At 41.7% G+C, this 24,337-nt stretch carries 22 protein-coding genes; 15 read left to right on the top strand and 7 right to left on the bottom strand.

Going from position 1 to position 24,337, the window contains the following annotated elements; genetic code table 11:
- The first annotated feature begins 13 nt into the window (after positions 1–13).
- From BLS46_RS05520 to dltD, 7 genes are all read left to right on the top strand, one after another.
- A complete protein-coding gene (locus BLS46_RS05520) occupies positions 14–859 on the top strand; it encodes an amino acid ABC transporter substrate-binding protein (RefSeq protein ID WP_093586133.1) in 846 nt (281 codons plus the stop codon).
- A gap of 153 nt (positions 860–1,012) precedes the next feature.
- Entirely contained in the window at positions 1,013–1,867 is an 855-nt protein-coding gene (locus BLS46_RS05515) for a MetQ/NlpA family ABC transporter substrate-binding protein (RefSeq protein WP_093586131.1), read from the top strand.
- Positions 1,868–1,985: 118 nt separating this feature from the next.
- Positions 1,986–3,359 carry a M20 family metallopeptidase gene (locus tag BLS46_RS05510; protein ID WP_093586129.1) on the top strand — a complete coding sequence of 458 codons (1,374 nt, stop codon included), beginning with the start codon at positions 1,986–1,988 and terminating at the stop codon, positions 3,357–3,359.
- Complete coding sequence (locus tag BLS46_RS05505; protein ID WP_084852794.1) at positions 3,352–4,413, top strand: methionine ABC transporter ATP-binding protein; 1,062 nt, start codon at positions 3,352–3,354, stop codon at positions 4,411–4,413. The genes BLS46_RS05510 and BLS46_RS05505 overlap by 8 nt, the downstream gene beginning before the upstream one ends.
- 1 nt (position 4,414) lies before the next feature.
- Complete coding sequence (locus BLS46_RS05500; protein ID WP_000134269.1) at positions 4,415–5,107, top strand: methionine ABC transporter permease; 693 nt, start codon at positions 4,415–4,417, stop codon at positions 5,105–5,107.
- Positions 5,108–5,278: 171 nt separating this feature from the next.
- Entirely contained in the window at positions 5,279–6,433 is a 1,155-nt protein-coding gene (dltB, locus tag BLS46_RS05495) for a D-alanyl-lipoteichoic acid biosynthesis protein DltB (RefSeq protein WP_093586127.1), read from the top strand.
- A 47-nt stretch (positions 6,434–6,480) separates the two neighbouring features.
- A complete protein-coding gene (gene dltD, locus BLS46_RS05490; protein ID WP_093586125.1) occupies positions 6,481–7,653 on the top strand; it encodes a D-alanyl-lipoteichoic acid biosynthesis protein DltD in 1,173 nt (390 codons plus the stop codon).
- A 176-nt stretch (positions 7,654–7,829) separates the two neighbouring features.
- Here dltD and BLS46_RS05485 read toward each other — a convergent pair whose 3' ends face one another.
- The gene (locus tag BLS46_RS05485; RefSeq protein WP_093586123.1) at positions 7,830–8,402 is read right to left on the bottom strand and encodes an MptD family putative ECF transporter S component; all 573 of its coding nucleotides are present in this window, start codon (positions 8,400–8,402) and stop codon (positions 7,830–7,832) included.
- A gap of 133 nt (positions 8,403–8,535) precedes the next feature.
- Between BLS46_RS05485 and BLS46_RS05480 the strand changes: the two genes are divergently transcribed.
- The 5 genes from BLS46_RS05480 (at position 8,536) to nrdI (ending at position 13,245) form a co-directional block, all read left to right on the top strand.
- Positions 8,536–9,150: a YesL family protein gene (locus BLS46_RS05480; protein ID WP_093586122.1), complete on the top strand. Its 615-nt coding sequence runs from the start codon at positions 8,536–8,538 to the stop codon at positions 9,148–9,150.
- On the top strand, positions 9,128–10,798 hold the full coding sequence (locus tag BLS46_RS05475; protein ID WP_093586120.1) for a sensor histidine kinase: 1,671 nt from the start codon (positions 9,128–9,130) through the stop codon (positions 10,796–10,798). Before BLS46_RS05480 ends, BLS46_RS05475 begins: the two co-directional genes overlap by 23 nt.
- A gap of 12 nt (positions 10,799–10,810) precedes the next feature.
- Entirely contained in the window at positions 10,811–12,097 is a 1,287-nt protein-coding gene (locus BLS46_RS05470) for a response regulator transcription factor (protein ID WP_093586118.1), read from the top strand.
- Between the two features lie 60 nt (positions 12,098–12,157).
- The gene (locus BLS46_RS05465) at positions 12,158–12,697 is read left to right on the top strand and encodes an ABC transporter permease (RefSeq protein WP_093586116.1); all 540 of its coding nucleotides are present in this window, start codon (positions 12,158–12,160) and stop codon (positions 12,695–12,697) included.
- Positions 12,698–12,774: 77 nt separating this feature from the next.
- On the top strand, positions 12,775–13,245 hold the full coding sequence (nrdI, locus tag BLS46_RS05460; protein WP_084975961.1) for a class Ib ribonucleoside-diphosphate reductase assembly flavoprotein NrdI: 471 nt from the start codon (positions 12,775–12,777) through the stop codon (positions 13,243–13,245).
- Positions 13,246–13,328: 83 nt separating this feature from the next.
- Here the strand turns inward: nrdI and BLS46_RS05455 are convergent, their stop codons facing one another.
- The 3 genes from BLS46_RS05455 to argS all read right to left on the bottom strand — a co-directional run bounded on the left by BLS46_RS05455 (position 13,329) and on the right by argS (position 17,290).
- On the bottom strand, positions 13,329–14,591 hold the full coding sequence (locus BLS46_RS05455; RefSeq protein ID WP_000084742.1) for an NRAMP family divalent metal transporter: 1,263 nt from the start codon (positions 14,589–14,591) through the stop codon (positions 13,329–13,331).
- A 195-nt stretch (positions 14,592–14,786) separates the two neighbouring features.
- Complete coding sequence (locus BLS46_RS05450) at positions 14,787–15,032, bottom strand: hypothetical protein (RefSeq protein WP_000084852.1); 246 nt, start codon at positions 15,030–15,032, stop codon at positions 14,787–14,789.
- A gap of 569 nt (positions 15,033–15,601) precedes the next feature.
- Positions 15,602–17,290: an arginine--tRNA ligase gene (argS, locus tag BLS46_RS05445; protein WP_093586114.1), complete on the bottom strand. Its 1,689-nt coding sequence runs from the start codon at positions 17,288–17,290 to the stop codon at positions 15,602–15,604.
- A gap of 147 nt (positions 17,291–17,437) precedes the next feature.
- Between argS and argR the strand changes: the two genes are divergently transcribed.
- Positions 17,438–17,884, top strand: coding sequence for an arginine repressor (gene argR / locus BLS46_RS05440; RefSeq protein ID WP_001227366.1), 447 nt, complete (start codon positions 17,438–17,440; stop codon positions 17,882–17,884).
- A 50-nt stretch (positions 17,885–17,934) separates the two neighbouring features.
- Entirely contained in the window at positions 17,935–20,469 is a 2,535-nt protein-coding gene (mutS, locus tag BLS46_RS05435) for a DNA mismatch repair protein MutS (protein ID WP_093586112.1), read from the top strand.
- A 42-nt stretch (positions 20,470–20,511) separates the two neighbouring features.
- On the opposite strand, the gene BLS46_RS05430 is transcribed toward mutS, so the two are convergent.
- Both BLS46_RS05430 and BLS46_RS05425 read right to left on the bottom strand, forming a co-directional pair.
- Positions 20,512–20,970 (bottom strand): DUF3021 domain-containing protein, encoded by a 459-nt coding sequence (locus tag BLS46_RS05430; protein ID WP_093586110.1) that lies wholly within the window; start codon positions 20,968–20,970, stop codon positions 20,512–20,514.
- On the bottom strand, positions 20,967–21,407 hold the full coding sequence (locus tag BLS46_RS05425) for a LytTR family DNA-binding domain-containing protein (RefSeq protein WP_093586108.1): 441 nt from the start codon (positions 21,405–21,407) through the stop codon (positions 20,967–20,969). The genes BLS46_RS05430 and BLS46_RS05425 overlap by 4 nt, the downstream gene beginning before the upstream one ends.
- Before the next feature lie 208 nt (positions 21,408–21,615).
- Here BLS46_RS05425 and mutL point away from each other — a divergent pair, with 208 nt between their 5' ends.
- On the top strand, positions 21,616–23,565 hold the full coding sequence (gene mutL / locus BLS46_RS05420) for a DNA mismatch repair endonuclease MutL (protein WP_093586106.1): 1,950 nt from the start codon (positions 21,616–21,618) through the stop codon (positions 23,563–23,565).
- 150 nt (positions 23,566–23,715) lie between these two features.
- Here the strand turns inward: mutL and BLS46_RS05415 are convergent, their stop codons facing one another.
- Positions 23,716–24,213, bottom strand: coding sequence for a helix-turn-helix domain-containing protein (locus BLS46_RS05415; protein ID WP_093586104.1), 498 nt, complete (start codon positions 24,211–24,213; stop codon positions 23,716–23,718).
- Between the last annotated feature and the right edge of the window lie 124 nt (positions 24,214–24,337).

The raw sequence follows: 24,337 nt of genomic DNA, 5'->3' as shown, positions 1-24,337 counted from the left end.
TGGAGGAAATGACATGAAAAAAATCGTCAAATATTCATCTCTTGCTGCCTTAGGACTCGTTGCCGCAGGTGTGCTAGCAGCTTGCTCAGGTGGAGATAAGAAAGATAGCGCATCTAGCGAAGCAGCAACACCTGGTAAGAAAGAAATTGTCGTAGCGACCAACGGTTCACCAAAACCATTTAACTATGAAGACAACGGTGAGTTGACTGGTTATGAGATTGAAGTAGTTCGTGCTATCTTTAAAGACTCTGACAAATACGATGTCAAGTTTGAAAAGACAGAGTGGTCAGGTGTCTTTGCGGGCCTTGACGCTGATCGCTACCAAATGGCTGTGAACAACATCAGCTACACCAAAGAACGTGCTGAAAAATACCTTTATGCAGCTCCAACTGCTAAAAATCCTAACGTTCTCGTTGTAAAGAAAGACGATAACAGTATTAAGTCTCTCGATGATATTGGTGGAAAGTCTACTGAAGTCGTTCAAGGAACAACAACAGCTAAACAACTGGAAGACTATAACAAACAACACGCAGACAATCCAACGGTTCTTAACTACACCAAGGCAGATTTCCAACAAATCATGTCTCGTTTGAGCGATGGTCAATTTGACTACAAGATTTTTGATAAAATCGGTGTTGAAACAGTTATCAAGAATCAAGGTTTGGACAACTTGAAAGTCATTGAACTTCCAAGCGACCAACAACCTTACGTTTACCCACTTCTTGCTAAAGGTCAAGATGAGTTGAAATCATTTGTAGACAAACGTATCCAAGAACTCTACAAAGACGGAACTCTTGAAAAATTGTCTAAACAGTTCTTCGGGGACACTTACCTCCCAGCAGAAGCTGATATCAAATAAGTTTGTAAATCATCCATTCTCTGGGAGATGGATGGTTTTCCATTCTGGAGATATATAGTTTTAAACTATATATCTGCCTATCTATTAACAATTTGTTAAATCAAACAATTTATGAGATACTGTTACAGTATTATTTTTAAAGGAGATAGAATTATGAAAATCAAAAAATGGCTCGGTGTAGCAGCTATCGCTACAGTCGCAGGTTTGGCTCTTGCAGCTTGCGGGAATTCAGAAAAGAAAGCGGACAATGAAACAGTTGTTAAAATCGCAACAGTTAACCGTAGCGGTTCTGAAGAAAAACGTTGGGATAAAATCCAAGAATTGGTTAAAAAAGATGGTATTAAATTGGAATTCACAGAGTTCACTGACTACTCTCAACCAAACAAGGCAACTGCTGATGGCGAAGTAGATTTGAACGCCTTCCAACACTACAACTTCTTGAACAACTGGAACAAGGAAAACGGGAAAGACCTTGTAGCGATTGCAGATACGTACATCTCACCAATCCGCCTTTACTCAGGTAAAAATGGAGAAGAAAACAAGTACACTAAAGTGGAAGAAATCCCAGATAACGGTGAAATCGCTGTACCAAACGATGCAACAAACGAAAGCCGTGCGCTTTACTTGCTTCAATCAGCTGGTTTGATCAAATTGGATGTTTCTGGAACTGAACTTGCTACTATCGCAAACATCAAAGAAAATCCAAAGAACTTGAAGATTACTGAATTGGACGCTAGCCAAACAGCTCGTTCATTGTCATCAGTTGATGCTGCCGTTGTAAACAATACCTTCGTTACAGAAGCAAAATTGGACTACAAGAAAGCGCTCTTCAAAGAACAAGCTGACGAAAACTCAAAACAATGGTACAACATCATCGTTGCGAAAAAAGATTGGGAATCATCACCTAAAGCGGATGCCATCAAGAAAATTATCGCAGCTTACCACACTGATGAAGTGAAAAAAGTTATCGAAGAAACATCAGACGGTTTGGACCAACCAGTTTGGTAATAAGACACAGGGAGGTGGGAGAGAGTTTCCACCTCTTGCTTTTATATAGAGAGTTGATTTTAAAGATGCACTTGTTGTCGTTCCAAGGACACAAGTACATAGTAGAAAGAGAGAGAAAATGGTTTTTCCTAGCGAACAAGAGCAGATTGAAAAATTTGAAAAGGATCATGTGGCCCAGCATTATTTTGAAGTCTTGCGCACCTTAATTTCCAAGAAATCAGTCTTTGCCCAGCAGGTTGGACTCAAAGAAGTCGCAAACTATCTGGGTGAGATTTTCAAGCGTGTGGGGGCTGAAGTGGAGATTGATGAGAGCTACACGGCTCCCTTTGTCATGGCGCATTTCAAGAGTTCGCGTCCGGATGCCAAGACCTTGATCTTCTATAATCACTATGACACCGTGCCAGCGGATGGTGACCAGGTGTGGACAGAGGATCCTTTTACCCTTTCTGTGCGAAATGGCTTTATGTATGGGCGTGGGGTTGACGATGACAAAGGCCACATCACGGCTCGTTTGAGTGCTTTGAGAAAGTATATGCAGCACCATGATGACCTGCCTGTCAATATCAGCTTTATCATGGAAGGGGCAGAGGAGTCTGCTTCCATGTATCTAGATAAGTATTTAGAGAAACACGCAGACAAACTTCGTGGGGCGGACTTGCTAGTCTGGGAACAAGGGACCAAGAACGCCTTGGAACAGCTGGAAATCTCTGGCGGAAACAAAGGGATTGTGACCTTTGATGCTAAGGTGAAAAGTGCGGATGTGGATATCCACTCGAGTTATGGTGGAGTTGTGGAGTCAGCACCATGGTATCTCATCCAGGCCCTAAGTAGCCTGCGATCTGCAGATGGCCGTATCTTGGTAGAAGGCTTGTACGAGGATGTTCAAGAGCCAAATGAACGAGAACTAGCCTTGGTAGATACCTATGCCCAACGCAATCCTGAGGAAATCAGTCGCATTTATGGCTTGGAATTGCCTCTCTTACAAGAGGAACGTGCAGCCTTTCTAAAACGGTTCTTTTTCGAGCCAGCCCTTAATATCGAAGGGATTCAGTCAGGTTATCAAGGGCAAGGGGTTAAAACGATTTTGCCAGCAGAAGCCAGTGCTAAGCTAGAGGTTCGTTTGGTTCCTGGCCTAGAACCGCATGATGTTCTGGAAAAAATTCGGAAACAGCTAGACAAAAATGGCTTTGATAAGGTAGAATTATACTATACCTTGGGAGAGATGAGCTATCGAAGCGATATGAGTGCGCCAGCCATTCTCAACGTAATCGAGTTGGCTAAGAAATTCTATCCACAGGGCGTTTCAGTCTTGCCGACAACGGCGGGGACAGGGCCTATGCATACGGTCTTTGATGCCCTAGAGGTACCAATGGTGGCCTTTGGTTTAGGGAATGCCAATAGCCGAGACCACGGTGGAGATGAAAATGTGCGAATCGCCGATTACTACACCCATATTGAATTAGTAGAGGAGCTGATTAGAAGCTATGAGTAGAGATATTATCAAGTTAGATCAGATTGATGTGACTTTTCACCAAAAGAAGAGAACCATCACAGCGGTCAAGGATGTGACCATTCACATCCAAGAAGGGGATATCTACGGAATCGTTGGATATTCTGGAGCAGGGAAATCAACCCTTGTACGGGTGATTAACCTCCTGCAAAAACCATCTGCAGGGAAAATTACCATTGATAACGATGTGATTTTTGACGGCAAGGTGACCTTGACGGCAGAGCAGTTGCGCCGTAAGCGTCAAGACATTGGGATGATTTTCCAGCATTTTAACCTCATGAGTCAAAAGACAGCAGAGGAAAATGTGGCCTTTGCTCTTAAGCACTCTGGACTCAGCAAGGAAGAAAAGAAAGCTAAAGTAGCTAAGTTGTTGGACTTGGTTGGCTTGGCGGATCGTGCCGAAAACTACCCTTCACAACTATCAGGAGGGCAAAAACAGCGTGTGGCCATTGCGCGTGCCTTGGCCAATGATCCGAAAATTTTGATTTCAGACGAGTCAACGTCTGCCCTCGACCCTAAGACAACCAAGCAAATTCTAGCCTTGTTGCAAGATTTGAACCAAAAATTAGGCTTGACCGTTGTCCTGATTACACACGAAATGCAGATTGTCAAAGACATTGCTAACCGTGTGGCAGTTATGCAGGATGGCCGTTTGATTGAAGAAGGTAGTGTCCTTGAAATTTTCTCAGACCCTAAACAACCTTTGACTCAAGACTTCATCTCAACTGCCACAGGTATTGACGAAGCCATGGTCAAGATTGAGAAGCAAGAAATCGTAGAGCATCTATCTGAGAACAGTATCTTAGTGCAACTCAAGTATGCAGGTGCTTCGACAGACGAACCACTTTTGAATGAATTGTACAAACATTACCAAGTAACAGCTAATATTCTCTATGGAAATATCGAAATTCTCGATGGCACTCCTGTTGGAGAATTGGTTGTGGTCTTGTCAGGTGAAAAAGCAGCACTAGCAGGTGCTCAAGAAGCCATCCGTCAGGCTGGTGTCCAGTTAAAAGTATTGAAGGGAGGACAGTAATATGACAGAGTTTATTCAAACTTACTTACCAAATGTCTACAAGATGGGCTGGTCAGGTCAAGCCGGCTGGGGAACGGCTATCTACCTAACTCTTTATATGACAGTTCTTTCCTTCATCATCGGAGGGTTCTTGGGGCTGGTGGCAGGTCTTTTCCTCGTCTTGACAGCGCCAGGTGGTGTCTTGGAGAACAAGGTAGTCTTCTGGATTTTAGACAAGATTACCTCTATTTTCCGTGCGGTTCCCTTCATCATCCTCTTGGCAATCTTATCACCCCTTTCTCACTTGATTGTCAAGACTAGTATCGGGCCAAATGCAGCCCTTGTTCCACTTTCTTTTGCAGTCTTTGCCTTCTTTGCCCGTCAGGTGCAGGTGGTCTTGGCTGAGCTAGATGGCGGTGTGATTGAAGCGGCGCAGGCTAGTGGAGCGACTTTCTGGGACATCGTGGGTGTTTATCTATCGGAAGGTCTTCCAGATTTGATTCGTGTGACGACTGTGACCTTGATTTCACTAGTCGGTGAAACAGCTATGGCTGGTGCGGTCGGAGCTGGTGGTATCGGTAACGTAGCCATCGCTTATGGATTTAACCGTTTCAATCACGATGTGACAGTTTTAGCAACCATCATTATCATCTTGATTATCTTCACGATTCAGTTCTTGGGAGATTTCTTGACCAAGAAATTAAGTCATAAATAAAAAGAGCCATTCGGCTCTTTTTTGTTCTAGGAAGCTGCCAACAGGGGCATTTAAAGTTTTTAAATTATGGTATAATAGATAAAGCTAATTCTCTCTAGTGATAGGATAGGAAAAAACTAGAAAGATAAGTTCTGAAGCAAGATAAGAAAATGAAAAAGGAGTTCGGTTGATATGAATTATTTTGAGGGGAATGAGTTTTTCCTTCTCTTGTTTATAGTTTTACTGATTGGTTTTGTGGTAAACTTTTTTGAAAAACGTAAGGACTATTATATTTTGGCGCTCTCTTTCTTATTCGCAGGAGCTATTTATGGCAAGAGTCGAGCGATGATGGTCTATTTACTCGCCTTTATCGTTTACCAATATTTTCTGGTTTTTCTAGCACAGAGGATAGAAGCAAAGCGGTTGAAACCACTGGTTTTCCTTTCCATTCTTCCTTTGGTGATCAATAAAGTCTTTGCCCTGACTTCTCTGCATTTGTTGGCCTTTATTGGAATTTCCTACATGTCCTTTAAGACCATTCAGATCATGCTAGAAATATCGGATGGCTTGATCAAAGAAAAGATTGGTGTAAAAGATTATCTACAGTTTTTGCTCTTTTTCCCAACAGTTAGTGCTGGTCCGATTGATCGGAGTAGGAGATTTTTAAAAGAGATAAACGAGGTCATGCCCCGAAAAGAGTATCTAGAGTTAGCAGGGGACGGTGTGTATCGTATCGTTCTAGGCCTTCTTTACAAGGTTGTTTTATCAACCTATGTTTACCAGATGTTACTCGCTCTAAATAATACTGGCACAGTCGTCTATTCAATCAAGTATATGTACCTCTATACCTTGTATCTGTTCTTCGACTTTGCAGGCTATAGTCTAATGGCCGTTGGAAGTAGTAATATTCTAGGTATTCAGACACCAATGAACTTTAACAAACCTTTCTTGAGTGTCGATATCAAGGATTTTTGGACCAGATGGCATATCACCTTGTCGACCTGGTTGAGAGATTTTGTATTTTCAAGAGTATTGATGCAGGTTATCAGGAAAAAATGGTTTAAAAATAGACTACACAATGCAACCTATGCCTATATGGTCAATATGTTGGTCATGGGTTTTTGGCATGGTCTTAGTGTTAGCTACATTGTCTATGGTTTTTATCATGGTGTCTTGATGGCTGGATTTGAAGTGTATCAAAAGAAAAGCAATTTTTATAAGAAAAATAAAAACAAAAACTGGTATAAGCTACTAAGTTGGTTTGTGACCATGAATCTGGTTATGGTTGGTTTCTTTATCTTTTCAGGTGAACCCTATAAAATCTTACTGACGATTTTAAAGAGATAAGAGATTGAAAAGAAGTCTGCCAGATTGAAGGGATAGGATAAAACGAGATGATTAAATTAAAAGCATTTTTACTATCGCTTGTGCTCGTAATTGCGACGCTTGCCCTTTTAAATGTGACATATGTCAAGAAGATTGATGATTATTATAAAGTCAAGGATAACAGTATTCGTTATAGCACTTCGTATGAAAAGTATAAAAGTAGAGATATTTTAACAAGCAATATCACTCCCAACACACTGGTTTTATTGGGGTCATCTGAGTTGGTTGCGACGATAAATGAAGACTATCATCCCAATAAAATTTTTAACTACAACGATTTTTATATCATGCAGATTGGGACCAGTTATTCTCAAAACATCATTCAGGCTACGACCTTGGGCTCTATTGAAGGATCGATGAGTAAGCGAAAAGTAGCTATAGTAGAGTCTGTTCAGTGGTTTGAAAAAGATGGGACCCATCAAGATGCCTTTTTGAACAAGGCTTCTCAGGAACATATTTTCCATATGCTAGATAATGACAAGATTAGCAAAGAAACGAAAGAAAAAATAATCAATCGCATTATCCAGATTACCAAAGGGAACAAGCAACAAAATGACATCTACAGAAAATATAAAAGTTATTTCATAGATGGAAAAGGAACCATTGTTGATAAAAAACTATTAGAGTTAGATAAGGCGATTTATTCCTTTAAGCTCAAACAGACTTTTTATCAAAAACATGCTAAATCAGATTATCCTTCACTAGGAGATAAAACCCCAGACTATGATTGGGAGAAAATGACGAATCAGTTTGTAGAAGAGGTCAAAAAGAAAACAGACAACAATGACTATGCGGTGGATAATAACTACTACAATACTTACTTAAAAGACCGCTATGCATCACTGAAAGATTCTAATAAAGATTTGAGCTACCTGGAGTCACCAGAATATTCAGATATGGAACTCTTCTTGACAGTTGCTAAAGAATTGGGAATCGAAGTTGAAGTCATCATTTTCCCAGTAAACGGGAAATGGAACGACTACACAGGTGTCTCAAGAGAGATGCGGGAAAAAACTTATAAAAAAATAGAAGATGTCGCAAAAAGCCATGGTGCAACGGTGCTAAACTATGGAAACAGAGAATATGATGATTACTTTTTATTTGACGTGATGCACGTTGGAGTGAAAGGATGGATGGAAGTTGAAAAAGAACTTTACAAATTTGCAAACCAAGCTAACTAACACACATCGTTTAATCTTGTGGACACTATTTTTCTATACGGTTATCTTAAGCATTGTGATTTACTGTTTTGTGACCGATTTTTCGAATATTCAAGAATTTATCTACAGTGAATTCTAAGATTGTATATTTAAAAAGCCCTGGAACTAGGCATTGCTAGTCTTCAGGGCTTTTTACATTATATTTTTTTATCGGCTATTTTTTGACTTAGAAACTGCCCAAGCAAAGCACCAATCAAGGCACAAAGGAGAATGCTTGCGACAAAGAGAAAAATTTTGTCCAACTCTGGAGGGACCATGATACGGTCGATGTATTCTTGGGATTTCCCACGCGCAAGTAAGGTGGCCACGTAAGCTTTGGGACGGATCCACATGAGGAAGATAGGACCACTTGTGCTAAAAGCAAAGACGAGGAAGGAGAGGGTGTTTTTGATTCGATCTTTATAGTTACCGAGGCGAGCGATAGCATCTGCTGCAAGACCGCAGGTGATAGCTGGTAGAAAGGCACCAGCACCGTGTTTACTAGCTAGAAAAAAGAGAGCCATAAAGAGTCCGAGAGTGGTAATCGCTCCAAAACGAGGAACCTTTGCTAAAAGAAGCATGTAGACGCTCCCCCCGACAAGGGCAGAAAAGGCAGGCGCGTAGAACATATTGCCCGTTGAGTCTACCAAGTGTCCAAGTAATACTCCGATTCCTAGACAGAGGAAGTAGAGGACGACGGCTAAGAGGGTAGTTAAGATATTTTTCTTCATGAGAATCTCCTTATATAAAACTGTCAAAATCAATTGTATCACGCTTTTAGAGGATTGTAAATGGGTGCTCTATGTTTTTGAAAACGTTTGAAATATGATATAATAGTTACATAGTTGTTTTAAGGAGGATATTATGGGAAAGTTTCTAGAATTCGTCTTTAATCGTTTCTTTTTAGGAATGATTGCGACGGCTTTTTTCTGGTTATTCACACTAGCAGGAGGTGTAGTCTTTGGTTTGGCACCAGCTAGCGCAACTCTTATGAGTTTATATGCGGAGAACGGTTATACTTATCGGGCTTATAGTTTGAAAGAAGCTTGGGAATTGTATAAGAGTAACTTTGTCAAGAGTAACCTAGCTTTCTATAGTTTTGTACTTGTAGATTTAGTCTTAATCTATGGTTTGTACCTTTTGGTTCAATTGCCCCATCAGACTATCTTCCATCTCTTGGCAACTTTTCTCAATATCCTTGTTGTTGCCTTTGTTTTTTTGGCTTATACCGTTTCATTGAAACTACAAGTTCACTATGAGCTCTCTTATCGAAATACTGTAAAACTCGCTCTTATCGGAATTTTTATGAATTTGCCGGCAATTGCCAAGGTTTTATTTGGTACAGTCATGCTTGTAGGAATTGGTTACTATATGCCTGCCCTCCTCTTTTTCGTAGGAATTGGTGTATGGCATTTCTTTATCAGTGATATGTTGGAACCCGTATATGAAAGTATCCATGAAAAATTGGCGACAAAATAAAATGAAGCCGTTCTGGCTCCACTCGCTCTTGCGCATCTATACCTTGGTGATGATTGTCATCATTGCAAGCTTTGCAGTCATGCTCTCCTATGCTGACTGGAGTTCCCGTGAAAAAGAAGCCCAGCGAGTAGCTCAACGTGTGACGACTCGAACAGTGAGTGAGATTGAATATTACCACAGAGAGTCGACTCAGCTAGCGCAGGAACTGGTTGAAAATCGAGCACGGATTGAAGGGATTTACAAGTATTTTAGTCTGAGTACATCGGATTATTTTTACTGGCTGTTGCAACGTAAAGCGTCTCCCTATGTCTCAGTATCCTTGTATGAAAACATTGATGATTTGTATGTAAGAAATGACTTTGTGACAGGTGTTGCAATTGTTTTGCAAGACTACAAGGAAGTCTACGTTTCTACTAGAGAGAAACGTAGCGGAGAGAAAATTCTTGCTGAGGATTTCAAACCAGCAGCCAATAGTTTTGCCATACCAGTACTTGATCCTAACTCCGATCAGTCTCTAGGTGTTATCTACATTTCTTTATCGCAGGATGTACTTTACCAAGCAATTGATAATACTCGCGGTCTGACTCCTGTGGCCGTGACGATCACTTCCCCTTTTGATACTGAATTGTTTCATATAGGAGAAAATGTAGTAGCTGAACGGGAAAATTGGATTGTTGGTTTGACATCACATGGCTATCAAGTCCAATCAGCAGTTCCTAAGGATTTTGTTCTTAAGGGCACTTTGACCAGTTCTGCTGTCATTGTTGGTTTGAGTGTTCTCTTTATTATTATTTTATATGTGACCTTGAGGCAGACCTTCTCCAATTACCAAAGGCAGGTCGTAGATTTAGTAGATTCTATCGAGGTGATTGCTCAAGGAGAAGAGGGACTTCGCATCGATACTTCTGAAAAAGATCAGGAATTGCTCCTCATCGCAGAAACCACCAATGATATGTTGGATCGCCTGGAAAAGAATATCCACGATATTTACCAGCTAGAGCTCAGTCAAAAAGATGCTAATATGCGAGCCCTGCAAGCTCAAATCAATCCTCACTTTATGTACAATACCTTAGAGTTTCTGCGCATGTATGCCGTCATGGAAAGCCAAGATGAACTGGCGGATATTATCTATGAATTTAGCAGTTTACTACGCAATAATATCTCCGACGAGCGGGAAACGACGCTGAAGCAAGAATTAGAATTTTGTCGCAAATACAGCTATCTCTGTATGGTGCGTTATCCAAAGTCAGTTGCCTATGGTTTTAAGATTGCGCCAGAATTAGAAAATATGAAGATTCCCAAGTTTACGCTCCAACCATTGGTAGAAAACTACTTTGCCCACGGTATTGACCACCGTCGAACAGACAATGTAATCAGCATCAAGGTCTTGAAGGGTGAGGGATTTGTTGAAATTCTAGTGGTAGACAATGGTCGCGGGATGACTGCTGAGAAACTAGCTAGCTTGCAAGAAAAACTAACTCAGAGAAGTTTTGAGCACGAGGCAAGCTATAGCGGAGAGCGACAATCAATTGGAATAGTCAATGTACACGAACGCTTTGTCCTCTATTTTGGGGATCGCTACCAAATCAGTGTAGAGTCAGCTGAGCAAGAAGGTGTTCGTTACCGTATTACTATTCAAAATGAATAGAAAGGAAGGGAAATGTATAAAGTTTTATTAGTAGACGACGAGTATATGGTGACAGAGGGGCTCAAGCGATTAATCCCCTTTGAAAAATGGGATATGCAAATCGTCGCAACAGCTAATCACGCAGATGATGCTTTAGACTATGTCAAGGAAAATCCAGTAGATGTGATCATTTCCGATGTCAATATGCCAGATAAGACAGGGCTTGAGATGATTAAGGAAATGAAAGAGCTGCTTCCAGATACCTATTATATCTTGCTGTCTGGCTATCAGGAGTTTGACTATGTCAAGAAAGCAATGAACCTGAGTGTCGTGGATTATTTGGTGAAGCCAGTGGATAAGGTGGAGTTGAGTCATTTATTAGAAAAAATTGCGAGTCAACTTCAGGAAAAGGTGGAGCAAAGTCAAACTCTCAGCCAAGAATTGGATGAAGAAGGCTTTGTCAACTTCTTAGCAGGTAAAGACAACTGGTGGATTGGTCTTTCCAAGGAAAAACAAGGATCTTTCACTATTCCTTACTATGTTTTAGGTCAAGACTGGCAGATTTTTATCTCTGATCAGCCACTAGATGGAATCGTAGTAACGCCTTTTGAAGCACCCTACCAACAAGCCTTTGAAAAATGGAAGATCAATGCAGAAAAAGCCCTCTTCTACGGTTCAGTTAATCTAGAAAAATCCGAGAGTTTATTTGCTTATTACGAACCGATTTATCGCGTGATTATCCAAGGAAATATCAATCAAATCATTGAAGAATTGACCCTACTGGAGAAGGTTGTCTTAAAGAACACACCGCGCGTGGCTATCACCAAACAACTCTTTACTCAGTTTGTCATGGATGTCTTCCACTTGTTTGAGCATCTAAAAGCGGATGATATGACTGAGATTGTCAAAGCCATCCATGCTATTAACTCCTTTAAAGAATTGGTTGCCTACATCAAAGAAACCTTGACTAAGTTTTTTGGCCAGTACCGCATGAATGAAAATGTGGTGAGTGTTCTTGAAGTCATCGGGCGTGATTACCAGAAAGAGCTTTCGCTTAAGGATATCAGCAAGGATCTCTTTATAAATCCTGTCTACCTCGGTCAGCTAATCAAAAGAGAAACCAACTCAACCTTTGCGGAATTGCTCAACAAACAGCGGATTAAGGCAGCGCAACAGCTCTTGCTTTCAACCAATGATAGTATTGAAGATGTTTGCTATGCTGTTGGGTACAGCAATGTTGGATATTTCTACAAGGTTTTCCGTAAATTGTGCGGAAAATCACCAAAAGCTTACCGCAAACAAGTCGAAAGTTCCCTGTAAAGCTTGTATTTACGTGCAAAAAATGCTATAATGTCCAAAATACCTTAAGGAGGAAAAATTATGAAAAAGAAACCTATTTATCTTTGGGTTTTATTAGTCCTATCAGCATTGATTTCAGCTATGTCTTTGTTTGGAATACTAAGTCCAGTACCTAGTAAAGAAGCACTAGGTGCCAGTCAAGCACAAGCACAAGTACAAGGCATTAGCGCTCAGCAGCTGGAGGATACGATTAATTATCTACATAAGACAGCTGAATTATCGCATTCGACTGTTAACATCGTTTTGATTATTTTATCTGCGATTTTAGTAGTCGCAGGTATTGTGCTCTTGGTTCGTAATCATTTGCAATATGCAAATTATGCTTACATTGCTTATGTTTTGCTTGCCATTGTTGGTTCGATTTATACTTATATGGGAATGCAAGATGCTGTACAAGCTATCCGTGATGAAACTTTGCGACTAGGAACAGAAGTCCTTGGAAAGGGAACAACGATTTTATTTGTTGTTATCAATGTCCTCTTCCTTGCCATTGTCTTTTACAAGATGTGGCGTCAACAAAAAGATTTGGCTGAGGAAGTTGAAGCAGAAGAAGCTGCCTAAGTATTGACAAAAAAGAACTATCAAGTTACAATCTTGTTAGTTCTTTTTATATCGTAAACATAAAAATCGAGGTTAACATGAAAAAAATATCCTTAGTGTATATCAGTTTGAGTGGGAATACAGAGAGTTTTGTAACTCGACTCAAGGACTATCTCTTGTCCCAGTACGAAGGGATTGAGGTACAAAAGATTCATATCAAGGATCTAGTCAAGGAAGGGAAAGATTTCTTTGAAATGGATCATCCTTATGTCGCCTTTTTACCAACCTATCTAGAAGGTGGAAATGGTGTCGATAACGGCGATGTTGAGATTTTAACGACTCCAGTGGGTGATTTTATCGCCTATGGAGACAATGCCAGTAAGTGTTTTGGTGTAGTGGGCTCTGGTAATCGTAATTTTAATAACCAGTACTGTCTGACTGCCAAGCAGTACAGCCAGCGCTTTGGTTTCCCTGTATTGGCTGACTTTGAAATGAGAGGAATGCTGGGAGATATTAAAAAGGTCGCAGCGATTATCGCGGACTTATATGGATTGGACTCAGAAAGTTAGAATCGTTCAAGTAGGCAGTTAGGTTTTCTCAACTGCCTTTTGAATGCAGAAAAAGCACCCAGACGAGGGTGCTGCTTTGTGAACTAACCTGCTTTTCCGATGGCAAGTGCATAGATAAAGAAGATGGCAAATCCAAAGAGGAAGATCAATCCTGCAATGGCGAGGAGTTTCAACCAAGAAGGAAGATTTTTATTTTCACCTGCGACCAAGACATAGTTCAAAAGGGCAAAGAATGGTGTTGTAAGAAAAGATCCAATCATGGCAAAGCGGAGCATGGTTGAAACTTGACCGGCAAAGAACTTGATGATGACGATACCAATGATAGCTGTGATGGTCATCCAGATGTTCAAAGATTTACGATTATCCTCTTTTTGATTTGCCAAGAGTTGAAGGGAGGCCTGATTGACACGTGAATAGCCATCGATGACAGTAATCACTGTCCCAAAGATACAGAGGAAAGCGATGAAGGTAATCAAATATCGAGACCATTCGCCCAGGACAGAGGCATACATGCCCACAAATTGCGAGATGTATTTGGCAGATGCAGCTTCAACTGCTTGACCTGTAGGATACTGAATGAGTGCTCCTAGTGCCACAAAGAATACAGCTAGAATAGCAGTTCCAATGTAGCCGACGTTAAAGTCGAAAAGGGCGTCTTCGGTATTAAAGTTGACGGTCTTTTTCTTTTCGGCTGACCAAAGTGAGTTGATGGCTGAGATTTCAATAGGAGCAGGCATCCAGCCTAGAAGGGAAACGATAAAGGGGAGGGCTGCCATTTGCCAAGGTGTTTTCTCGATAAAATCAGAGCTGTATTCTGGGTGCTTAACGGCAGCAATGATGACGGCAAGAACAGTTGCAATAGTTAAGGCAGACATGATCCATTTTGCCATACCGTCCAATAGTTTGTACCCCCCAAAGAGCAACATAGCCCAAATGACCGCAACAAGGATGAGAGACCATTGAGTGATGCTAAGACCAATCATTGGAAAGGCGCTAGCAATGATAGCTGAGCAAAGGATGGCAACACCGGCAGTATTGACCAAGGCAGAAAAGACATTGAGGATAAAGAAAATCCAGAGATAGAGTTTTCCTTTTTCGGCATAGCCTTCAACCAAGGTCTTTCCAGTATCTGCTGTGTATTCAGCACCAAAACGGAAAAATGGATATTTAAAAACATTGGCTAAGATGACCAAGAGAAGCAGAGACCATCCATAAGAACCGCCAGCTTGAGTAGAGGATACGATGTGAGAACCTCCGACTGCAGCGGAAGCCATTAGGATCCCGGGTCCCATTGCTTTCAGCTTGCTTGTCCAGGTAGATTGGTGTGATGAAGTAACTTGTGACATAAAAACCTCCCGTTTTTGAATTTTCAGAATAATCTGAATAGATAAGTTCTATTCTACAAGAAACTTATGAAAAATGCAAGAGAATTTTTGAAAAATTTAGAAAATTTCAGAAAAATCATATGAAAGATATGATTATCACAAGGAAATGGGATTGATGAGAGTAAAAAATCCGAGAAGAAAGCTTCTCGGATTCCCTTATTTCAGTTGCTCAGTGATTTCCTTAGAAAGCAGGAGTCCCAAACGATACCCTTTATTGATGTAGGCTATGACATCATTGATATTTTCCGTTGTTTGGATTCTTTCGCGTATGTCTGTTTTGAAAGCTTCGTCTTTCAAAAGCTGTTCCTGAAGGAGTTGTTGAAGTTTTTCTTTTTCGTATTTATTGATGAGAAAAAGAACGACAAGACTGATAAGAACTAAGATATAAGCATACTGGCTCATAAAATCTCTCCTGATTTGATAAAAAAGTTGATGACATAAGAAAAGCGAAAGAAATTTTCGCTTTTCAACTAAGTCACTAGACGAACAGAACAGGTATCTGATAGATTAAGTCAGACGGTCTGGACCTTTAACTGAAACGTCCGTCCAATTTTTAATGAAGACTAGTAAAGCACCAACTCAAAGTCCGTATAGGATTTGGCGTTAGTTACTTAGATTGTTTTGCAATCAAGTGATTTAAAAGATTACGACCTATCTCGAAACAAATCGATATTATTTGTTTCGAGATAATAGTGAAGCGTTTAGGCAGTTCGTACTGGTTACGACGTTCTGGGACATAAATCGATAATATTTATGTCCCAGAACTAGTGAAGCGCCTAGCCAAATCCCTTATAGGATTTGGTGTTAGTTACTTAGATTGCTTTGCAATCAAGTAACTTGAAGATTACGACGTATTGTAATAGAAATCGATATTATTTCTATTACAATACTAGTGAAGCAGTTAGCTAGTCCGCATAAAAGCGGCTAGTGTCTAACAATTAGGAACTTTAGTTCCAATTGTTAGTACTGAATCACATCTTCTCTGGTGCTTCTACTCCGAGCAAACGAAGGGCTTCTTTGAGAACAACAGCTGTTGCGTAGCTGAGGGCTAGGCGACTGTCGCGCTCTGGACTTTCATCCAAGATACGAGTGTGGGCATAGTATTTATTGAAGGCTTGAGCCAAGCTGATTGCATACTTGGCAATGAGCGATGGATCATAGTTAACAGATGCGCGTTTGATGACACGGGCAAAGTCTTGGAGAAGTTTGATAATTTCCCAGCTTTCAGCATCACTTAGACTGTAACTTGCTTGAGCATTTGGTTGGAAGTCTGCTTTTCTAAGTAGAGACTGAATACGAGCGTAAGCGTATTGGATGTATGGACCAGTCTCTCCTTCAAAGGAAACCATAGCTTCAAGGTCAAAGTCGTAACCATTTCGGCGGTCAGTCTTGAGGTCATAGAATTTAACAGCTCCCACTCCGACAGCTTGGGCAACCTGTTCCTTGTTTTCGAGATCAGGATTTTTCGCTTCGATTTGTGCTTTGGCACGGCTGATAGCTTCTTGAAGAGTAGGTTCGAGCAGGATGATATTTCCTTTACGAGTAGAGAGCTTTTGACGATTTTTGGTTACCAGACCGAAGTCTACGTGAATCATATCATCGCTCCAGTCAAATCCCATTTTTTTCAAGACGGCTTTTAACTGTTTAAAGTGGTTAGACTGCTCTTGACCAACTGCGTAGACATTTTTAACAAAATTGTAAGTACGTGCACGGTAGATAGCTGTCGCAATGTCACGTGTGATGTAGAGGGTTGCACCGTCAGATTTCTTAATCATAGCAGGTGGAAGTTCAACATCATCGAGGTTGACAATGCTAGCGCCGCGTGATTCTTCTAGCAAACCTTTTTCTTCAAGGATTTGCACGGCCTCATCCATCTTATCGTTGTAGAAGGCTTCACCGTTCAAACTGTCAAATTCAACGTTCAACAGTTTGTAAATGCGGTTGAACTCAACCAAACTTTCATCACGGAACCATTGCCAAAGTTGAGTTGCTTCTGGATCGCCATCTTCCAATTTTTTAAACCAGCGACGTCCTTCATCATCAAGAGCTGGGTCATTTTCGATTTCAGCATTGATGCGAACGTACAATTTTAACAATTCGTCAATTGGATTAGCTTCTACGGCTTCCTTACTTCCCCATTTTTTATAAGCAACCATGAGAAGACCAAACTGTTTACCCCAGTCTCCAAGGTGGTTGATTTTAATAGTGTTGTAGCCCATTTTCTTAAAGATATTAGAAAGAGCATCTCCGATAACAGTTGAACGTAAGTGACCTACTGAGAAAGGTTTTGCGATGTTTGGACTTGATAGGTCAATCGTGATATTTTGCTCTCTGCCTTCCGTTTGTTGAGCGTAGTCAGATCCTTTTTCTATGATCTCTTTGATAACTGCTTCAGAAATGGCAGCTTTATCAAGGAAGAAGTTGACGTAAGGGCCAGTTGCAACAACTTTTTCAAAGGCTTGGCTGTTGATTTTTTCAGCGATTTCAGCAGCAATCATTTGAGGTGCCTTGCGTTCGACTTTTGCAAGTGAGAAAGCAGGGAAAGCGATATCTCCCATGTCAGAGTTTTTTGGTTGTTCTAGTAAATTTAAAATAGCCTCTTGATCTAGGCTATCGATGACGCTAGCCAATTCACTAGCAATCAGTTTTTTTGTACTCATAAGTAGGCTCCTTTTGGACTTTTATTCTATTTTATCATAAATTTAGTGAAAGAAGAAAGATTTTTTTGAATTATTCAGTTTTTTTGGTATAATTATATCTAAAAATAAACCCGAAATCGGTTATAAATATTCATGTAAGAGGTTGATATGAGAAAAAAAGAACGACACCAGTTGATTAAAAAGATGATCACTGAGGAAAAACTAGCTACACAAAAGGATATCCAAGATCGCCTAGAAGTTCGGAATGTCTTTGTGACGCAAACGACCTTGTCTCGCGATTTGCGCGAAATCGGCTTGATCAAGGTTAAGAAAAATGGTATGGTATATTATGTGCTAGCGAATGAAACAGAAAAGATTGATTTGGTAGAGTTTTTGTCGCATCATTTAGAAGGGGTTGCGAGAGCAGAGTTTACTTTGGTACTTCATACCAAGCTGGGAGAAGCGGCCGTGTTAGCAAATATTGTTGATGAAAATAAGGACGAGGCGATTTTAGGGACGGTTGCTGGTGCCAATACCTTACTGGTTATTTGTCGAGACCAGCATGTTGCCAAGCTCATGGAAGAGCGTCTGCTAGATTTGATGAAGGATAAATAGGGTTTTGGGACTTGTTCCCAAGCCTTATTTTTGACAAGGAGAGAGCCAATATGACGACAGAAAAACTATCACCTGGTATGCAGCAGTATGTGGATATTAAAAAGCAATATCCAGATGCTTTTCTGCTCTTTCGGATGGGTGATTTTTATGAGCTGTTTTACGAAGATGCGGTCAATGCGGCGCAGATTTTAGAGATTTCACTGACCAGTCGTAATAAAAATGCAGAAAATCCGATACCCATGGCTGGTGTTCCCTATCATTCTGCCCAGCAGTATATCGATGTTCTGATTGAGCAGGGCTATAAAGTTGCCATTGCTGAGCAGATGGAAGATCCCAAACAAGCAGTTGGGGTGGTTAAGCGCGAGGTGGTTCAGGTCATCACACCTGGAACGGTCGTCGATAGCAGTAAGCCCGATAGTCAGAACAATTTCTTGGTTGCCATAGATCGTGATGGCAATCAATTTGGCCTAGCCTATATGGATCTGGTGACTGGTGACTTTTATGTGACGGGTCTATTGGATTTTACGCTGGTTTGTGGGGAAATCCGTAACCTCAAGGCTCGTGAAGTGGTACTGGGTTATGACTTGTCTGAGGAAGAAGAACAAATCCTCAGTCGTCAGATGAATCTGGTACTTTCCTACGAGAAAGAAGGCTTTGAGGATATTCATTTACTGGATTCACGTTTAGCAACTGTGGAGCAAGCGGCAGCTAGTAAGTTGCTCCAGTATGTTCATCGGACCCAGATGCGGGAATTGAACCATCTCAAACCCGTTATTCGCTATGAAATCAAAGATTTCTTACAGATGGACTATGCGACCAAGGCTAGTCTGGATTTGGTTGAGAATGCCCGTTCAGGCAAGAAGCAAGGCAGTCTTTTCTGGCTTTTGGATGAAACCAAAACAGCTATGGGTATGCGCCTCTTGCGTTCTTGGATTCATCGCCCTTTGATTGATAAGGAGCGAATCGTCCAGCGTCAAGAGGTGGTGCAGGTCTTTCTTGACCACTTCTTTGAGCGCAGTGATTTGACAGACAGTCTCAAAGGTGTTTATGATATCGAACGCTTGGCTAGTCGGGTTTCTTTTGGCAAGACCAATCCCAAGGATCTCTTGCAGTTAGCGACCACCTTGTCTAGTGTGCCACGGATTCGTGCGATTTTAGAAGGCATGGAGCAGCCTGCTCTGGCCTATCTCATCACACAGTTGGATGGAATCCCTGAGTTGGAGAGCTTGATTAGCGCAGCGATTGCTCCTGAAGCTCCTCATGTGATTACGGAGGGTGGCATTATCCGTACGGGATTTGATGAGACCTTGGATAAATACCGCCTAGTGCTCAGAGAAGGGACTGGATGGATTGCTGAGATTGAGGCTAAGGAGAGAGAAAACTCTGGCATCAGCACGCTCAAGATTGACTACAATAAAAAGGATGGTTACTATTTCCATGTGACCAATTCGCAACTGGGAAATGTGCCAGCCCACTTTTTCCGCAAGGCGACGCTGAAAAACTCAGAACGCTTTGGTACTGAGGAATTAGCCCGTATCGAGGGGGATATGTTGGAGGCGCGTGAGAAGTCAGCCGACCTAGAGTATGAAATCTTTATGCGCATCCGTGAGGAAGTCAGCAAGTACATCCAGCGATTGCAGGCTTTAGCCCAAGGAATTGCGACGGTTGATGTCTTGCAAAGTCTCGCAGTTGTGGCTGAAACCCAGCATTTGATTCGGCCTGAGTTTGGAGAGGATTCCCAAATCGCTATCCAGAAAGGACGCCATGCGGTCGTTGAAAAGGTCATGGGAGCTCAGACCTATATTCCAAACAGTATTCAGATGTCAGAAGATACCAGCATTCAATTGATTACAGGGCCCAATATGAGCGGGAAGTCTACCTACATGCGCCAGCTAGCTATGACGGCGGTTATGGCTCAGCTGGGTTCTTATGTTCCGGCTGAGAGCGCTCATTTGCCGATTTTTGATGCTATTTTTACCCGCATTGGAGCAGCAGATGACTTGGTTTCAGGGCAATCAACCTTCATGGTAGAGATGATGGAGGCCAACAATGCCATTTCGCATGCAACCAAGAATTCCTTGATTCTCTTTGATGAATTGGGACGTGGAACTGCAACTTATGATGGGATGGCTCTTGCCCAGTCCATCATTGAATACATTCATGAACATATCGGAGCCAAGACCCTCTTTGCGACCCACTACCATGAGTTGACCAGTCTGGAGTCTAGCTTGGAACACTTGATCAATGTCCACGTGGCAACCTTGGAGCAGGATGGACAAGTCACCTTCCTTCACAAGATTGAACCAGGACCAGCTGACAAATCTTACGGTATCCATGTTGCTAAGATTGCTGGCTTACCAGCAGAACTTTTAGCAAGAGCGGATAAGATTTTAACGCAACTGGAGAGTCAGGGGCAAGAAAGTCCAGTTCCGATGAGGCAAACTAGCGCCATCACTGAACAGATGTCACTCTTTGATACGCCTGAAGAGCATCCTATCCTAGCAGAATTAGCTGAACTGGATGTTTACAACATGACGCCTATGCAGGCTATGAATGTCTTAGTCGAGTTCAAGCAAAAATTATAAAAAGACCCCCACTCATGCATTTGTGAGTGGGATTTTTCTCTATTACTTTTTATGGGCCAAGAGTTGATTGATATGGTCTACTTTTTTTGCCTCTCTTTTATAGAGAATAGCCCAGATGATGAGGTAGACAATCGCAAACTCTGGAATGAGCTGGAGATAGAAGGTCCAGTGGAAGGGAAACCAACCAGCCAGAGTTGCTAGTGGGGCAAAGCCAGCCAGCATGAGGAAGAAATGGGAAAGCGTCGCACGGAGAAGGCTCCAGTCACGGCTGAATAAGCGACTGCCAAAGCTAAAGAGAACGCCGATAGCTGACCAGATAATCGTGCAGTAGAGTAAGACCAGGGCACCGTGAACCTGATGTTGAACCATCGCTTGGCCAATCAGAGACTCGGGGCTCAGTGGGGCATAGGTATTTGGTGCATAAATGAGTGAAAAGAGGATAGAGAGGATGAGGCCGATAAGAACACCAGTGGCTGCATCGTGAAAGATTTGTTTTTTCATAGTTCTAATTTCTCCTTGATGGTTTTTAGGTAACGGCGTGAAGAGTAGGTGAAACTTTCGTTTTTCAAGAAAATTTCAACCAGACCATTGGGCGTGAGCCTGAGATGAGAGATGGAGTCGATATTGACGATTTCAGATTGGGAAATTTGGATAAAAGTTGTCGGTAGAATTTCAAGCACTTGATAGAGTCGCAAATCAATGCTGTAGATCTGACTGGCAGTTTCTGCTAGAACCTTTCGATTCTCGATATAGAAGCGCTGAATCTTGCCAATTTCAACTAGATAGACCTGATCATCAATCTTACCTTTGATTGTTTCTTTTTGGTCAAGATTTTCAGCGAACTCGATGACTTTCTGGACTTTTTCGGTTGGCTGAGGTGCTTGGACAATCAGCTTTTCTTCCTTGTAAGTCTCCTTAATCTGTAGTTCTACTTTCATAAATTTCTCTCCTTATATTTCATACAAAATTGTGATCACTTCTTGTACACCTTTATTAAACACTATTTTAGGGCCCATGGCAAGAGCTTTTGCCTATGCGGCGGGATTTGGAGTCTATGTGGTATTTGCTTTTTCTGATAGTATCTGAAATATGGTATAATAGCACTAATCAATTTCTAGGAAAATAGATACAGAAAGGGGCTGAAAGATGTCTCATATTATTGAATTGCCAGAGGTGCTGGCAAACCAGATTGCAGCAGGGGAGGTTATTGAACGTCCTGCTAGTGTGGTCAAAGAGTTGGTAGAAAATGCTATTGACGCCGGTTCTAGCCAGATTATCATTGAGATTGAGGAAGCTGGTCTTAAGAAAATTCAAATCACCGATAATGGTCATGGAATTGCCCACGATGAGGTGGAATTGGCTCTCCGTCGCCATGCGACCAGTAAGATAAAAAATCAAGCAGACCTCTTTCGGATTCGGACGCTTGGTTTTCGTGGTGAAGCCTTGCCCTCTATCGCTTCTGTCAGTGTATTGACTCTGTTGACAGCGGTGGATGGTGAGAGTCATGGGACCAAGATCGTTGCGCGTGGAGGAGAAGTTGAAGAAATCATCCCAGCGACTAGTCCTGTGGGGACCAAGGTTTGTGTGGAGGACCTCTTTTTCAATACACCAGCCCGCCTCAAGTATATGAAGAGCCAGCAGGCGGAGTTGTCTCATATCATTGATATTGTCAACCGTCTGGGGTTGGCCCATCCTGAGATTTCTTTTAGCTTGATTAGTGATGGCAAGGAAATGACACGGACAGCAGGGACTGGTCAACTGCGTCAAGCTATTGCAGGGATTTACGGTTTGGCGAGTGCTAAGAAGATGATTGCCATTGAGAATTCGGATCTAGATTTTGAAATTACAGGTTTTGTGTCTTTGCCTGAGTTAACCCGAGCCAACCGCAACTATATCAGCCTCTTTATCAATGGCCGTTATATCAAGAACTTCTTGCTCAATCGCGCTATCCTTGACGGTTACGGAAGCAAACTCATGGTAGGGCGCTTTCCACTGGCTGTCATTCACATCCATATCGATCCTTATCTGGCTGATGTCAATGTGCATCCAACCAAACAAGAAGTGCGAATTTCTAAGGAAAAAGAACTGATGGCGCTGCTTTCAGAGGCTATTTCTAACAGTCTCAAGGAACAAGCCTTGATACCTGATGCTTTAGAAAATCTTGCCAAGTCGACCGTGCGCAATCGTCAAAAGGTAGAGCAGACCATTCTCCCACTCAAAGAAAATACGCTCTACTATGAAAAAACAGAACTCTCAAAACCCAGTCAAGCTGAGGTGGCTGATCATCAGGTTGAATTAACTGAGGAAGGGAAAGATTTGACCTTATTTGCCAAGGAAACCTTGGACCAGTTGACCAAGCCCGCAAAACTGCATTTTGCAGAGAGAAAGCCTGCTAACTACGACCAACTAGATCATCCAGAGTTAGATCTAGCTAGTCTTGATAAGGCCTATGATAAGCTGGAGCGAGAAGAATCATCAAACTTCCCAGAGTTGGAGTTTTTCGGGCAGATGCATGGAACTTATCTCTTTGCCCAAGGGCGAGATGGCCTCTATATCATAGACCAGCATGCGGCTCAGGAACGGGTCAAGTATGAGGAATACCGAGAAAGTATTGGCAATGTTGACCAGAGTCAGCAGCAACTCCTAGTGCCCTACATCTTTGAATTCCCAGCGGATGATGCCCTTCGTCTCAGGGAAAGAATGCCTCTCTTAGAGGAGGTGGGCGTCTTCCTAGCAGAGTACGGAGAAAATCAATTTATCCTACGCGAACATCCCATATGGATGGCAGAAGAAGAGATTGAGTCAGGTATCTATGAAATGTGCGACATGCTGCTCTTGACCAAGGAAGTTTCGATCAAGAAATACCGAGCAGAGTTGGCTATCATGATGTCCTGCAAGCGGTCTATCAAGGCCAACCATCGTATCGATGACCACTCAGCCAGACAGCTTCTCTATCAGCTCTCTCAATGTGACAATCCTTATAACTGTCCTCATGGACGTCCTGTTTTGGTGCATTTCACCAAGTCGGATATGGAAAAGATGTTCCGACGTATTCAGGAAAATCATACTAGTCTTCGTGAGTTGGGGAAATATTAAGAACACAAAAAGCCTTTGTTCCTTTTGAACAAGGCTTTTTAGCTTTTCTAAGGAGGTACTTTGACTGAACATGGGAAACTTGACACGAGGTTTACACTTGCTTGACAAGACCAGTCCTATAAAAGTACTGAAAAATATGAATCAATTGACTCAAGGTTTCGTAGAGTCGTCTTGGTCTAAAGGATTCTCAAGACCAATCACCTTATCAAGATAACGTTGTTTGGTTTTGAGAGCCTTGTTGATAGCAATTGCAGAAGCGATTAAGAGAACGAAGGTCAGCCAGATCCAGGCGGTGAATTCAGCTGGGAAACTAGAACCAGCTAAAAAGAGATAGATGGCCAGAGCCAAAACGAAAATATAAATCACTTGCCAGAGGCCAAAGGATTTAACCTCTTTATAGTAGTTGTCCTTGTCTTCCTCCAAGATCACTGCTGTGGAAGCTTTTTCAGAGTTTTCATCTAATAGTAGATAGTCAGTTGTCACTTGAAAAATCTTACTTAATTCAATGATTTTTTCGATTTCAGGAAAGACTTGTCCAGACTCCCATTTGGAGATGCTTTGCCGAGAAACATTGATTTGTTCTGCTAGTTTTTCTTGGGACCAACCTTTTTCCTTTCTGAGCTCAAATAGTTTTTCTGCGAGTTTCATTATTCTATCCTCCTTTTTCTACCTCTATCCTAACAATTTTTACTTATAATGAGAATACAATCTCCTGTACTATTTGTCAACCAGAGGTTGCGCCTTTTGTTGCAGTCTGTCTTGGGGAAATATG

It is taken from the genome of Streptococcus sp. NLAE-zl-C503 (assembly GCF_900104285.1).
Taxonomy (GTDB): domain Bacteria; phylum Bacillota; class Bacilli; order Lactobacillales; family Streptococcaceae; genus Streptococcus.
Note: the sequence above shows the minus strand (reverse complement) of the source record. Positions and strands in the feature narration are given on the sequence as shown.